Origin of the sequence: Lacrimispora algidixylanolytica (assembly GCF_003609635.1) — a bacterium.
Taxonomy (GTDB): domain Bacteria; phylum Bacillota; class Clostridia; order Lachnospirales; family Lachnospiraceae; genus Lacrimispora; species Lacrimispora algidixylanolytica.
In genome coordinates, this window is sequence record NZ_MCIA01000031.1 from 12340 (window position 1) to 26087 (window position 13748).

The window sequence follows — 13748 nt, forward strand, 5'->3', positions numbered from 1 at the left end:
TTCACAGCAGTCATTTACTTTGTTTTCTCAATAATGATTTCCCATTCTCCGTCATCCACTTCTTCGATTTCAACATTGTGTCCCTGCTTTCTCGCCCATTCTGGCACGTTCTTCATGGCACAGCTATGATCAATAGAAACCACAAGCACATCTCCTACGGACAGTTCGCCTATTTTTTTCTCTGTTTTCATTAAGGGAACTGGACAAGCCTCTCCCAAACAATCTAATGTAAATTCAGCCATTTTTTAATCTCCTTTTCCTTTTCAATTATTCCATGGTACCCATCTTCTTTTCCTGCCATTTCGCAGCCGCTATGTAAAGCAGAACAATAATGATTCCCTGTACCAGGATTGCTCCGAACCAGCCAAACACATCGGGCAAATATATTTTGGGCGCATTCTCATTGAATTTTCCCCAAAAGCCCATATCATGAGCGCCCCAGGCAGAACCTGCTATGAAAAATACCAGTACTAACATCTGCATGAGAAACCCTTCTCCTACACGCATCAGCGTTCCCGATGCACAGCCGCCTGCAATTACCATACCAATTCCAAACAATACTGCCCCCAATGCTAGTGGCAATCCGATTGGAGATACACCTGCCATATTTAGATTGGTTTCTGCTTCTTTTAATACACTGGCATACTTGATTGCCCAAAATCCCACACTTGATAATGCAACCGCCACAAGAACTGCCCTCGTTACGGATGTGCTTCCAGTAATGCACGGGTCACGGAATGCTGCTGTAAAACAAAATCTGGATCTTTGCAAGATATAACCAAACGCAATTCCAAATCCCCAATAAACCGGAAGCTGATTGTTCCCCCGCCCCAAGTAAAATCCAAAAGCAATGATGAGTGCGGTAAGCAAAATGGCATATGGAATCTGGCTCTTCTTTGGCTTTCTTTGCTTACGTGCTCTTTGGGTACCTGATGAGGTACCTATGTTGGTCTCTGACACTTAAATCCTCCCCTCTGCTATGGCCTAGTTTGATAATAATATAACAATCTACGTTTCTGATTATAACACATTCGTCATTTTTCAGTTAATCAACATTTTTATGGGGTATAAGATATCCTTATACCCCATAAAGTGGATAATACTGGTCACTGGTTCTTATTTTTGATATAATCATATCAATATTTTTTCGGGAACTGTACCTACATGGATTGTGTTAGATCTTTATTAGAAAGGCGGTTAAAATGAATATTCAGAATCTAAAGATGTTTCTAAAGATCGTGGAATCAGGCAGTATCTCAAAGGCCGCGGAACAAATGAATATCAGCCAGTCTGCACTAAGTCAACAGCTTAGGGTCATGGAGCAGGAAATCGGCTCCCTTCTTTTTGAGCGTAATTATAGTGGTGTGATCCCCACTCAAGCTGGCTCCATTGTATATCAGCGGGCCATTGAGATGGTAACAGCCTACGACAGAATGTTCCTTGATATTGCCAATGCTCAAAACCAGAATAAAATTATACATATCATTGCAAATCCCTGTGTCTATTCCTACGCCCTTCCCTGCACCATGTTTCATGTAAAGAACAGCTATCCTCAATACACGCTTCAGATGGAGGTTATGTCCAGCAGCCAGATTGAGGAAAAAATTGCAAAGGGTTATGCGGATATGGGGATTATCATTGGGAAACCAAAGAATAAAAGCCTTTCATTCAAAAAGGTGTTTTCCGACCGTTTTTTCCTGGTCGCTGGGGAGAAGATGGAGATTCCAGAATCCCTATCCTGTGAGGATCTTTACCGTTATCCTCTTCTTATGCTTGTAAAGACTCAAAAGACCAGACAGCTCATCGATAAGGTGCTGAGCCAAAATGGAATCCAGATCAACCGGCTCCACATTCCTTATACCCTAGAATCCACCGAATCCATAAAGCTGTCTGCTATCAATGGATTCGGTCTGGCATTTCTTCCTTATATGGCAATGAAAAAGGAGCTTTACCATAAGCAGCTTAGGATCATTGACTGCCCATGCCTGGAATTTGAAAACGGGTATTATTCCATTCGTCATAGCAGTCAAGTCCCGATTCGAAGCGAATCATCAAAGCTAATCAATTATATGGAACGAGTATTAAAAGAGACTATTTGCTAGCCGTAACGGTAATTTCCCATACACCATTCATCACTTCATCCGAACAATATTTTAGATGGTTGGCTTTGCAAAAAGACTCCAGGTTCTTTATGGTACAGCTATGGTCTGTAATCAGCAAGTAATCTTCTCCGCTTTGTATGGACTTCATAACAGATTTCAGTTTCATGACAGGAACCGGGCATATTTCACCAAGGCAATCTATTTTTTTCATGAAACGACCTCCTTTTGATTTTTATAGATTAAACCAATCAATATCTTGCCCCCAGAAGTTCTGCTTTGGCTAATGCATCCGTTTTTAAGATATCACCTTTTGCATTTACATTTGGAACTGTAAGGATCTCAACATCATTCACCTTCAGGTAATGCATGAGGCTGTTATAGGTATGTATGATCCCGTCAAATACGTCTGAGTCCCCGGCGCACGGCAACCCCCTATTTTCTTTTTTGCAACCTCAAATTTTGTTACTTTATGACCGTTTTCATAATTTACTATTCCTTTCGTCAGAACTATTTTATGGGGCTAACGTTAGCTGCTCAAATATCTGAATCCATCTATTAACTCACAGGGTTATTTACATTAATTGATTTGCCCAGCTCATATGCTTTTGTAAGCATTTCATGACCCTTAATATCGCCTAGCTGCATCACACCACCCGCAAGTACGTCTCCTAAACTTGACCAGTGGATATGATTTAGAAGATTGTGATAATAGTTAAGAATTTCATCAAAATCATGGTCCGCTGCTGCCATCAGCAGGATACTTTCTTTACGAATGTTATCGTAATTCGGATCACATTCTTCGATTGCATACAGACGGTCAAAGGCAGTTTTTAGCTGTCCGCTCCAGCTCCAATAATACAAAGGAGAAGCCAGCACAACGATATCAGCCTCCTTATATACTGGATATATTTCTTCCATATCATCCTTTTGGACACATGGTATAGCAGGATTTTTTCCGCCTCTAAAACAACCTTTACAGCCATGGATATTCATATGATCCAAAAAGAACGTGGTCACCGTGTTTCCTGATTCTCTTGCCCCTTTGACAAATTCTTCTACCAATAAAGACGTATTTCCATTTTTTCGGGGACTTCCGTTTAATACCACAATTTTACCGCCCATATCATATCTCCTTTTTTTACAAAATTGACTTAAGTTATCATATATATTATAATTTAACCAAGTATGTGTATTAGGTCAAGTACGCACATTCATGTAGTATACTAACCTTAAGGAGAGTGAAAATGGATCTTAAAAGTATATCAAGCTCTGATCTTGAAAATAGTGGATTTATGTACACCTTGTCCCTCATTAATGGAAAATACAAGATGGTGATTTTATATTGCCTCATGGAATTTGATATTGTACGATTTAATCAGATGAAAAAGTATATTAACTCAATTTCTTACAAGACACTGAGTTTAACTTTAAAAGAAATGGAAGCCGACGGTCTGGTTCACCGTGAAGAGTACCCCCAGATACCACCCAAGGTGGAATATAGTTTGACTGAGCGAGGAAGATCTCTCATTTCCATACTTGATGCTATGTGTACATGGGGGGAGGAAAACAAAGACTAAGCTGCTGGATCTCAGACTGATTATGCAAAAATCCACACTATCTTTTTCACTATGTCGCCTGATGAAGAAGATAATGTGGTTTGAAAACTTCCTTCCATCCAGTTTAGTATATCAATGTAGTGCACTGCGTGGTTTAATGTAGGCGCTACCTCTCTGCCTCTTTTATGGTGATCGCCTGATTTTCTGCCCTAACGCACAGCTCAGCCGCTTTTAGCGCATGCTCCTGAGTCATGGCATATTCCGTCCGGTTGATGCAGTCCAAGATCAACTGCCCAAAGAAGGGATATCCCACCTTTCCCGTGACTTCAAAATGCTGCTCTCCTTCATCATTGATAAGGAACACGTGGTTTGAACTGCCGTCTCCTGTTCCGACATTAACGTATTTACGAAGCTCGATATAGCCCTTAGTACCAAGAATAAAGGTTCTTCCGTCCCCCCAGGTAGAAAGCCCTTTGGGAGTCAGCCAATCTACCCGGAAATGCTGAGTCGCTCCATTATCCCCCAAGAGCACGGCATCACCAAAATCCTCCAATTCCGGGTAATCTGGGTGACTAAAGTTTCCCACTTGGGAGTACTGGACTTTTGCATCTTTTACGCCGCAGTAATATAGGAACTGTTCGATCTGGTGGCTTCCGATGTCACAAAGGATTCCGCCGTATGTTTCCTTTTGATAAAACCAATCCGGCCTGCTTTTTGGATCTCCTACCCTGTGAGGACCAAATCCATCTATATGAATGGGGGTTCCAATGGCTCCCTGGTCTATGAGTTGACCAGCAAAAACGGCTGCCTCCACATGAATCCTCTCACTGTAATAGACCATGTATTTCCTTCCCGTCTGCTTAATTACCTCTTTTACCGAGGCAAGCTGTTCTAGGGAAGTAAGAGGGGCTTTATCTGTAAAATAATCCTTTCCAGCCTTCATGACCCGAATTCCCAGCGCAGAGCGCAAGCTGGTCTTGGCAGCCGAGCATACCAGCATAACTTCAGGATCAAGAAGCACCTCTTCTTCACTTTCTGCCACCTGGACCTGGGGAAATGCTTTTATGAAATCAGCTATCTTTTTAGGATCCGGGTCGTAAACCCACTTAAGTTTTGCCCCTGCTTCTGTTAAACCATTACACATACCATAAATATGACCGTGATCCAGTGCCACAGCCGCAATGCAAAAGACACCTTTTTCAACCACTGGCTGTGGTTTCCCCTTTGGTGCATAATTCATGCCATCTTTCCCCATTTCCATCCCTTTATCTCCTTTCATCTGTACCCCGCTTTTGGGTCTATCTTATTTCCCGGCAAACGCTTTGTCGTAATACTCCGTCCGCTCTGTGATAATCTGGTCGTAACCCGCCTTTTTCAATTGGTAACTTATTTTGCAAAGTACTCTTCCCTGATGACACTGTTCTCTGTATTTTTATCCGTTGAGGTGGGCGCTCTAATGGCTTTCATAATTTCCTCCATCGGCTTCCCCCCATCCACTTCAATCTGCCTGCACATTAATCGCTTCTGCCATTCATCATGGTTTGCCTTACTGCGCATGGAAACATCACCGGTATCATACTTAGCCGCCCAGTTCATAAACTCCACATGTTGTTCAAACATGTCGCCCCCTGTTTCAATTCTGGGCCCAAATCGCTCCTTTTCCCGCATATGAATCCGTTCTAGACGAACGCTTTGATCTGTCACCACTCGGATTGCTAAATCAAAATATGGAATAAGCTCATCACCCCAATCAACCAACGAGCCTGTTATGACCACTGCGTCATGAGCTTTGATATCCCGTTTCATCAAGAAAAGTCTCTCCTCAATACTTCGTTTCTTACTGAATCTGGGGTCTGTTGGCAACCAGTAATAATCATCCGTATCCATATGAAAATAATCGTATCTCTTTGAGATCTCTTCGCCTAAAGTTGATGTACCTGATCCGGAAGCCCCGTAGATATGAATCACCTTATACCTCATTTTTTTCTTCCCCCTAATCTATTTCTAATCCTTTCCCCTTTTCCGGAAATAACTCCGAAGGAGGAATTCCTTTCTTTTTCTTAAATAGTCTGCTGAAATAAAAAATATCAGAAAATCCACATTGCAATGCAACCTCACTGACCCCGTATTCTCCGCTTTTCAACATGCTTTCCGCATAATTTAGGCGAAGAGAGGTTAAATACTGTTTAAAGGTCATACCAGTGGTCTGCTGAAACAAACTGCCATAATAAACAGGATGGAGATCAAACTGTTTTGCCAGCTTATCTATGGTCAAGGCTGGCTCTGAATAATGGCTGCTCATAAATTGAATGCTGTTTTTAATGCGTGGATCATCTTGACTGATTCGCTTTTCATTTAAAAGAAGATTGGAAGCCTGATAAAGTATGAGGCACATATTAGCCCTCACCTTTAGCATGTATCCAAAATCACGCTGCATCCATTCCCCATGAATATCATGAAACAGCGTAATGAGTCTAGGGATAATTCCAATGTGGCTAATAATGGGAAAAGGCAGAGATACATCCTGTCCCTTTAAATCGCTGAGGAAAAAATTGACCACGTAACACTCCATTAAGTCTTCTGGAATATTGGTCGCCGCACGGTAAGTTTTCTTGGGGATACAAAGTAAATCTCCCTTTTTAACGGTGTATTCCTTATCGCCTATCATATACTTCGCCCTGCCTTTAATGACATAGGTGATATCAATAAATGGGGTAATACCCGCTTCTATTTTCCAATTGACCGTACACTTTCTGTGTATGTAATAATGAAGTTCTGGAATCATATTATTAAAATCCAAATCCATAATAAGCACTCCTTATCGACAAAAACCGCGTAAACTCGTTTGTTTTGGGTTAATACTATTATAAATTAAGACCCAAATTTTAGCAACTGAGTTATGCGAATCGAAAATAATCTTTAAAAAGTACAAATTACCTTTGATAAATTCATTCAATTCCCTGGTTTGCGTTGATATAATGTACATAGTTTCACTCTTCATTCGACAATATTTTATGCAATTTGAATATTGGAAGACAAACGAAAAGACATTTCCGGGATGTCTGTAGCTTTATAAGAAAATAGTACCAATCATTAGGAGGATTTCACAACATGTTTGAGACAAGAGATTTGTGCTGGCTTACGAAAGAAGTGCAAAGCCCCGGGATATCGACCTGGTATATTGATCACTCAAAAGATTCGCCTTTCCTTACCACCATGGAGCGTGAGATGCCACTGCTGTTTGAAGGAATCTCATATTCTAACAAACCAGAAGCTTCTATCGTTTTTTCTATCATTGAGGAAACAGCTCTTAATCAGGATGGCTATCGAATTGAACAAGCAACACAGGGCTATGAGGTAGTAAGTAACTCTCATGAGGGACTCCTCTTTGGAATGTTTGGCTTGTACCGTTTGCTGCTGACTGGAGATGATGTTACATTTCCTTACCAGTCTGTGCCAGATCAAAATATCCGTATGGTGAATCACTGGGATAATTTTGACGGTTCCATTGAACGAGGGTACGCTGGAAGCTCTATCTTTTATGATCAGAATACCTTTCGTGGAGACATGGAACTCATCGGGCAGTATGCCAGACTTTTGGCCTCTGTTGGATTAAATGCCATATCCATTAACAACGTCAATGTACATAAACTAGAAAGCTTCTTTATTAAAGAAGAATCCTTAAAAGAAATCAAAAAAATCGTAGAGATATTTTCTTCCTACGGAATAAAGACCTTTCTCTCCATTAATTTTGCAGCTCCTATGATCGTAGGAAACTTAACCACCGCCGATCCTCTTTCTCTTGAAGTAGAGACCTGGTGGAAGGAAGTAATTGGAGAGATATACCGCATCATTCCTAACTTTGGAGGCTTTTTAGTAAAAGCCGATTCGGAAGGCGAACCAGGACCATTTACTTACGGCAGGAATCACGACGAAGGGGCAAACATGCTGGCAAAAGCAATCAAACCCTTTGGTGGACTTGTTATCTGGCGCTGCTTTGTTTATGACTGCACCCAGGACTGGCGAGATAGAAATCTTGACAGGGCCAGGGCGGCTTATGACATATTCAAAGATTTAGACGGGCGCTTTGAAGATAATGCAATTCTGCAAATCAAAAATGGACCTATTGATTTTCAAATCAGAGAGCCAGTCTCTCCTTTGTTTGGATCAATGAAAAAAACCAATCACATCCTGGAATTTCAGATTACCCAGGAATATACCGGCCATCAAAAGGATGTCTGCTATCTCATTCCCATGTGGAAAGAGGTGCTGGACTTTGATACCAAATACGATGGCAAAAGCCTTGTGAAATCAGCGGTTCGGAAAAACTCACCAAATCAGAGCAATTCCGGCATTGCCGCAGTGGTAAACGTAGGAATGGACCGCAACTGGACAGGCAACAAATTGGCCCAGGCTAATCTCTACGGTTATGGCAGGCTCATCTGGAACAATGAATTATCCTCTCAGGAAATTGCAGAGGAATGGACAAAACTAACCTTTGACTTAGAAAAACCACACCTTGATAAGATTTGCTCCATTCTTACTACTTCCAGAGATACCTATGAAGATTACACCTGCCCACTTTCGGTGGGATTTATGTGCAGGCCCTCCCTCCATTATGGACCAGATGTGGATGGGTATGAGTATGACAAGTGGGGTACGTACCATTATGCCGATAGAGACGGCGTGGGACGAGACAGGACCATTGCCACAGGAACTGGCTATACCAAACAGTATTCCAAGGAACGCTGTGAGGAATACGATTGTATTTCAACCTGTCCCGATGAGCTTTTGCTCTTCTTTCACCATGTGCTCTACACCCATGTACTGCATTCTGGAAAGACAGTGATTCAGCACATCTATGATACCCATTTCCAAGGGGTTGAAAGGGTCCTGGAATATCAGGTTATCTGGGATGGCCTCAAAGAGTTTATAGAGGAAGAGGCCTATGAAAATGTTAAAGAACGTCTCATACAGCAGGAGAAACATGCAGTGAACTGGCGAGATCAGGTAAATACTTATTTTTATCGCAAATCCGGAATACCGGATGAAAAAGGCAGAAGGATATTTGATTAACATTGTTAATTGGATATAGCAATGAAAGAATAGTAAAGAGAGGTATCGTAATGAGGAAGTGGAAAAAAACAAGTTTTATGTGTGCAGCTGCATTGGCTGCAAGTCTTACGCTGGCAGGCTGCGGGGGTGGCTCAAGCAACACATCAGCCAGTGGTGATTCCAAGGCAAAAGGCAGTGACGAACCAGTAGAATTAAGCTTTTCCTGGTGGGGCAATGATGACCGTCATCAGGCAACACAAAAGGCAATTGATGCATTTAATGCAGCTCATGAAGGAAAGATCAAGGTAACAGGCGAGCCATCAGGATTTGGCAACCTGGAAGAGACCTTTGCTACCCGTTATGCTGGTGGTACTGCAGCAGATGTCATGACAGTCAACTATCCTTGGATCTTACAGTACAGCCCAAAAGGCGACGGTTTTTATGATCTGGACCAGATAAAAGATACCTTTGATTTTACCCAATATGACACTGGATTTTTAGAGTTTGGTAAAAGCAATGGTAAGATGCAGGCCATTCCTTACGGACAGAATACATTGGGCGTATATTTAAATAAATCTGCCTTTGACCGTGCTGGAATTAAAGAGATCCCAAAAACCTTTGAGGAATACAAAGCTGCTGCAAAAATCATTACAGAGAAAGACCCAAATACATATTTAATCGTAAGCCCTACGTTCCGCTTTGCTGCAACGTATTACTTACAGCAGAAAACAGGAAAAGGCGAGTTTGCAGATGATTTAAGCATGAACTACACCTTAGATGATTATAAAGAAGCGCTGGCATGGTATAAGGATTTATCCGATGCTCATGTATTCTGTTCTAGAAAAGATTATATTGAGAATGTAGGCAACGATCCTGTTTCCATTGCTCAGAATCCTAAGTTCATTAGCGGTGGTTATCTTGGCGTACTGGAGTGGACCGGTGGAATTGCTTCCAATGCTAAAACCCTTGCAGATAAAGGTGACGAGCTGATCGTGGCTCCACTTCCAGTTATTGAAGGAGCAAAGTTTGAAGGTACCATGGCAAAACCATCTTTGACTCTTGCAATCTCAAAGGATTCCAAACATCCAAAGGAAGCAGCTGAATTCTTACAGTATATCTTAAATGACAAAGAAGGCACAAAGCTCATGGGTTCCACCCGTGGTATGGTAGCTTCAAAGGCAGCAAAAGCATCTTTAGAAGAAGATAAACAGATCGAGGGCGCTGTAAAACAGGCTTACGATTTTACAAAAGATGCAAAAGTTATCAACAACTCTCCTATTTTTGAAAATTCTATTTTCACCAATGCCTATGATACAAATTACGAGAAATTTGAATTTGGTCAGAGTACCTTAGATGAAACAGCAAAAGCAATCTTTGATGCCACAACTGAACAGGTAGCAAAGTTAAAACAGCAGTACGGAAAATAATTCATAATTAAAATCCATTTGAATGTATTGCAGGTGAGGACCTATCTTCTCCTGCAATACATGGGTAAAAGGGGGAAGCTTCTTGAGACACAGTAAAATAGGACTTGTATATATTCTTCCATGGTTAATTGGAATGGTTTTTCTTACTCTGTATCCATTTATCAATGCACTTGTTATCAGTTTTTCCGATTACAATTTAGTAAGAGAACCAAACTTTATCGGTTTGACGAACTACACGAATCTTTTCAAAGATAAGGATTTCATAAGCACACTGGTTGCCACCTTAAAATACACGGTGTTCACGGTGCCTTTGCAGCTTACATTCGCTTTATTTATTGCGTATATTTTAAACTTTAAACTGAAATTGATTAATTTTTATCGCACTGCTTATTATATTCCTTCCTTGCTTGGCGGCAACGTTGCCGTAGCTGTCTTATGGCGGTTTTTATTTCAGCAGGATGGCTTTGTAAACCGTTTTATCGGTATGTTCGGCGGTCAGCCAGTGCCTTGGCTTTCATCTCCTACGGGTGCCATGAGCATAATCGTTATTCTAAAAGTATGGCAGTTTGGTTCTGCCATGTTGATTTTCCTTGCAGCGTTAAAGGATGTTCCTTCTGACCTTTACGAGGCCGCCAGTGTAGATGGCGCAACAAAATTTCACTCTTTCTTTAAAATTACCATTCCACTTATAACACCTACCATCTTTTTCAACCTGGTTATGCAGCTAGTCAATGCATTCCAGGAGTTTAACGGTCCATATCTGGTAACAGGCAGGGGCCCCCTAAATTCAACGTATCTTACCTCCATGTTCATTTATGACAATGCCTTTAAGTTTTTTAATATGGGATATGCAAGTGCGGCCAGCTGGATCCTGTTTCTCATCATTGTATCTGTGACGCTGGTTCTTTTCGCCACACAGAATAAATGGGTATTTTATTCTGACGGAGGTAACTAAAATGGAAAAAACATATAAATTCAGCAAAATAGAACGCCGCAGACAGCAACAGCAGATGGCAGGCTCCATTGTCCGTTACATCGTTTTGACCCTTGTGGCGATTGTCATGATTTATCCCATTCTATGGCTGGTGGGCGCAACGTTTAAGACAAACAATGAGATTTTTACCTCTGTAAACTTCATACCAAAGCGAATAGATTTTACACCTTATATTGAAGGCTGGAAAACAAGAACGAAGTATACGTTTACAACATTTTTTATGAATACCTTTATGTTTGTAATACCTAAGATCCTCTTCTGTCTCTTATCCAGCACTTTGGTGGCCTATGGCTTTGCGAGATTCCAGTTTCCATTTAAAAAGATCTTTTTCTCTATTTTAATGGCAACCATGTTTCTTCCTGCAGTGGTAACTAGAATTCCTCTTTATCTTTTGTGGAAACAATTAGGACTGTTGGATACTTATGTACCACTTGTAGCACCGACTATCTTTGCCAACGAACCTTTTTTCGTTTTCATGTTGATTCAGTTTTTACGCTCCATTCCAATGTATTTGGATGAAGCCGCAACCATTGATGGGTGCAATTCCTTCCAGGTTCTTATCATGATTTTATTGCCTGCCTTGAAACCAGCACTTATAAGCTGTATTATCTTTCAGTTTGTATGGAGTTTCAATGACTTCTTAGGGCCACTGATCTACGTGACCAGTCTGGCGAAGTACCCCGTCGCCCTGGCCTTAAAAATGTCCATTGACCAAAGCAGCGGAATCGTGGAGTGGAATCAGATCCTCGCCATGTCTTTCTTAGCTCTTGTGCCAGCATTGGTTCTCTTCTTCTCCGCACAGAAGTATTTTGTGGAAGGCGTAACCTCTTCAGGAGTTAAAGGATAATATAAGGTACATTAAGGAATAAAATACTTGGCTCTCGCTTTCTTACAGCGTAGAGCCATTTTTTCAATTCACTAAGTAGTCATTATTTCACTGATAGAAAGATACCATTTATTACCATGATAGAATAGGAGAAAAATGTTGGACGTTATTTATAAACGACAGGTTGCAAAATGGGATGTATTTGAAGTGGAACTCAAGGGAAAAACAGAGGGAAATCCTTTTACTGATTACAATATAAAAGGTTGTTTTAAGGGGGAACATGAACACATTTATGCTGACGGATTTTATGATGGAGATGGTGTATACAAAGTACGCTTTATGCCTTCTTATGAAGGGGAGTATACGTTTTTAATCTCAGAAAGCTTTTTGAAGGATGGCACAGACGATATTAAGGGTGAATTTGTGGTATCGGAGGCCAGAAAATCAAATCATGGTCCGGTTCGCGTGGTAAATAAATATCATTTTTCTTATGAGGATGGAACCAAATATTATTCCATTGGGACTACATGTTATGTATGGGAGCTGCAGTCAGATGAGCTGATTGCGCAGACCCTGGAGAGCCTTTCCGTGGCTGGATTTAATAAAATTCGTTTTTGTGTGTTTCCAAAACATTATGATTATAATCTGGGTGAACCAAGGTCTTACCCCTATGAGGGAACTCCCATTGACAGCAGTGTGTTGACCAGTGATAATTTCAATGATTACACTGCTTCCCTTGGAAATCTTAAAAAGGGGAATGATTGGGACTTTACAAGATTTAATCCGCAACATTTTACCCATATAGAAACATGTATTTATGAACTGGGCAAGCGAGGAATAGAGGCCGATCTTATTGTCATGCACCCTTATGACCGATGGGGATTTTCCCAGATGACAAAGGAACAGGATGATCTTTATTGGAATTATGTGATTGCACGCTTTGCCGCCTTCCATAACGTATGGTGGTCCTTAGCAAATGAATATGATTTACTTCCAGAAAAGTCTATTGATGACTGGGAGCGTTACGCATCCATTATTTGCGAGAAGGATCCCTATCATCATTTACGTTCCATTCATAATTGCTTTGCCTTCTACGATCATACTCGTTCCTGGATCACCCACTGCAGCATCCAAAGACAAGAGCTCTATAAAACATCGGAGCTGGTCAATGAGTGGAGAACACAGTTTGGGAAACCAGTGGTTTTAGATGAAATCGCTTATGAAGGAAATATCCAGCATGGCTGGGGAAATATAAGCGGGGAAGAAATGTTAAGGCGATTCTGGGAAGCAGCCTTGCGAGGTGGGTATCCCGGACATAGTGAGTGCTTTATGAGTGATGATAATATTCTGTGGTGGTCTCACGGTGGGAAACTGAAAGGAGAAAGCTGGAAGCGGTTTCAATTCCTTCATGATATCATGCTGGAAACTCCGGGCTATGGTTTGATGCCTTATGAGAAATGCGGCTGGGATGAGATTTGCGGAGTTCCAGAGGAACAAAAAGATGAGCCAATAAAGGATTATTATTTATTCTATTACAGCTTTATGCGTCCTTCCTTCCGGACTCTTTATTTTGATGATAAGAACGAATATGAGGTAGAGGTCATTGATTCCTGGAATATGACCATAGAACCCCGAGGGCCCTTTAAAGGAAAATTTAATATCACACTCCCAGGCAGAGCTTTTATGGCAATTAGAGTAAAGAGGGCGGGACTATCCCAAAATAGCCGCTGACTGAAAATTTCCGTCATTCCAAATTTTATAACCTTTTATCAAAATAGGATAATCGCC

General features: G+C 41.1%; 14 protein-coding genes. 7 read left to right on the forward strand and 7 right to left on the reverse strand.

The window, feature by feature from the left end; all coding sequences use genetic code 11:
• Positions 1-14: 14 nt before the first annotated feature.
• Both BET01_RS15150 and BET01_RS15155 read right to left on the reverse strand, forming a co-directional pair.
• Positions 15-242 (reverse strand): sulfurtransferase TusA family protein, encoded by a 228-nt coding sequence (locus BET01_RS15150; protein ID WP_120197655.1) that lies wholly within the window; start codon positions 240-242, stop codon positions 15-17.
• Positions 243-267: 25 nt separating this feature from the next.
• A complete protein-coding gene (locus BET01_RS15155; RefSeq protein WP_120197656.1) occupies positions 268-960 on the reverse strand; it encodes a YeeE/YedE thiosulfate transporter family protein in 693 nt (230 codons plus the stop codon).
• Positions 961-1202: 242 nt separating this feature from the next.
• On the opposite strand from BET01_RS15155, the gene BET01_RS15160 reads away from it, so the two are divergent.
• On the forward strand, positions 1203-2102 hold the full coding sequence (locus BET01_RS15160; protein WP_120197657.1) for a LysR family transcriptional regulator: 900 nt from the start codon (positions 1203-1205) through the stop codon (positions 2100-2102).
• On the opposite strand, the gene BET01_RS15165 is transcribed toward BET01_RS15160, so the two are convergent.
• Complete coding sequence (locus BET01_RS15165) at positions 2092-2313, reverse strand: sulfurtransferase TusA family protein (protein ID WP_120197658.1); 222 nt, start codon at positions 2311-2313, stop codon at positions 2092-2094. The genes BET01_RS15160 and BET01_RS15165 overlap by 11 nt on opposite strands.
• A 344-nt stretch (positions 2314-2657) precedes the next feature.
• On the reverse strand, positions 2658-3224 hold the full coding sequence (locus BET01_RS15175; RefSeq protein WP_120197660.1) for a flavodoxin family protein: 567 nt from the start codon (positions 3222-3224) through the stop codon (positions 2658-2660).
• Between the two features lie 122 nt (positions 3225-3346).
• Between BET01_RS15175 and BET01_RS15180 the strand changes: the two genes are divergently transcribed.
• Entirely contained in the window at positions 3347-3679 is a 333-nt protein-coding gene (locus BET01_RS15180; RefSeq protein ID WP_120197661.1) for a winged helix-turn-helix transcriptional regulator, read from the forward strand.
• A 145-nt stretch (positions 3680-3824) separates the two neighbouring features.
• Here the strand turns inward: BET01_RS15180 and BET01_RS15185 are convergent, their stop codons facing one another.
• The 3 genes from BET01_RS15185 to BET01_RS15195 form a co-directional block, all read right to left on the reverse strand.
• The gene (locus BET01_RS15185) at positions 3825-4919 is read right to left on the reverse strand and encodes a Gfo/Idh/MocA family protein (protein WP_207667635.1); all 1095 of its coding nucleotides are present in this window, start codon (positions 4917-4919) and stop codon (positions 3825-3827) included.
• Positions 4920-5044: 125 nt separating this feature from the next.
• Positions 5045-5638 (reverse strand): P-loop NTPase family protein, encoded by a 594-nt coding sequence (locus BET01_RS15190; RefSeq protein WP_120197662.1) that lies wholly within the window; start codon positions 5636-5638, stop codon positions 5045-5047.
• A gap of 13 nt (positions 5639-5651) precedes the next feature.
• Positions 5652-6464: an AraC family transcriptional regulator gene (locus tag BET01_RS15195; RefSeq protein WP_120197663.1), complete on the reverse strand. Its 813-nt coding sequence runs from the start codon at positions 6462-6464 to the stop codon at positions 5652-5654.
• 305 nt (positions 6465-6769) lie between these two features.
• On the opposite strand from BET01_RS15195, the gene BET01_RS15200 reads away from it, so the two are divergent.
• From BET01_RS15200 to BET01_RS15220, 5 genes are all read left to right on the forward strand, one after another.
• Positions 6770-8734, forward strand: coding sequence for an alpha-glucuronidase (locus BET01_RS15200; protein WP_120197664.1), 1965 nt, complete (start codon positions 6770-6772; stop codon positions 8732-8734).
• Positions 8735-8784: 50 nt separating this feature from the next.
• Positions 8785-10140 (forward strand): ABC transporter substrate-binding protein, encoded by a 1356-nt coding sequence (locus tag BET01_RS15205; RefSeq protein WP_120197665.1) that lies wholly within the window; start codon positions 8785-8787, stop codon positions 10138-10140.
• Positions 10141-10273: 133 nt separating this feature from the next.
• The gene (locus BET01_RS15210; RefSeq protein ID WP_334295071.1) at positions 10274-11095 is read left to right on the forward strand and encodes a carbohydrate ABC transporter permease; all 822 of its coding nucleotides are present in this window, start codon (positions 10274-10276) and stop codon (positions 11093-11095) included.
• Between the two features lies 1 nt (position 11096).
• Positions 11097-11981 carry a carbohydrate ABC transporter permease gene (locus tag BET01_RS15215; protein WP_120197667.1) on the forward strand — a complete coding sequence of 295 codons (885 nt, stop codon included), beginning with the start codon at positions 11097-11099 and terminating at the stop codon, positions 11979-11981.
• A 135-nt stretch (positions 11982-12116) separates the two neighbouring features.
• Positions 12117-13691, forward strand: a complete 1575-nt coding sequence (locus BET01_RS15220) for a DUF5605 domain-containing protein (RefSeq protein WP_120197668.1) — start codon at positions 12117-12119, stop codon at positions 13689-13691.
• Positions 13692-13748 lie beyond the last annotated feature (57 nt).

Coding starts and splice junctions, on each gene's coding strand:
- BET01_RS15150 (WP_120197655.1), bottom strand. CDS start 242: ATGGCTGAATTTACATTAGATTGTTTGGGAGAGGCTTGTCCAGTTCCC.
- BET01_RS15160 (WP_120197657.1), top strand. CDS start 1,203: ATGAATATTCAGAATCTAAAGATGTTTCTAAAGATCGTGGAATCAGGC.
- BET01_RS15165 (WP_120197658.1), bottom strand. CDS start 2,313: ATGAAAAAAATAGATTGCCTTGGTGAAATATGCCCGGTTCCTGTCATG.
- BET01_RS15175 (WP_120197660.1), bottom strand. CDS start 3,224: ATGGGCGGTAAAATTGTGGTATTAAACGGAAGTCCCCGAAAAAATGGA.
- BET01_RS15180 (WP_120197661.1), top strand. CDS start 3,347: ATGGATCTTAAAAGTATATCAAGCTCTGATCTTGAAAATAGTGGATTT.
- BET01_RS15185 (WP_207667635.1), bottom strand. CDS start 4,919: ATGGAAATGGGGAAAGATGGCATGAATTATGCACCAAAGGGGAAACCA.
- BET01_RS15190 (WP_120197662.1), bottom strand. CDS start 5,638: ATGAGGTATAAGGTGATTCATATCTACGGGGCTTCCGGATCAGGTACA.
- BET01_RS15195 (WP_120197663.1), bottom strand. CDS start 6,464: ATGGATTTGGATTTTAATAATATGATTCCAGAACTTCATTATTACATA.
- BET01_RS15200 (WP_120197664.1), top strand. CDS start 6,770: ATGTTTGAGACAAGAGATTTGTGCTGGCTTACGAAAGAAGTGCAAAGC.
- BET01_RS15205 (WP_120197665.1), top strand. CDS start 8,785: ATGAGGAAGTGGAAAAAAACAAGTTTTATGTGTGCAGCTGCATTGGCT.
- BET01_RS15210 (WP_334295071.1), top strand. CDS start 10,274: ATGGTTTTTCTTACTCTGTATCCATTTATCAATGCACTTGTTATCAGT.
- BET01_RS15215 (WP_120197667.1), top strand. CDS start 11,097: ATGGAAAAAACATATAAATTCAGCAAAATAGAACGCCGCAGACAGCAA.
- BET01_RS15220 (WP_120197668.1), top strand. CDS start 12,117: ATGTTGGACGTTATTTATAAACGACAGGTTGCAAAATGGGATGTATTT.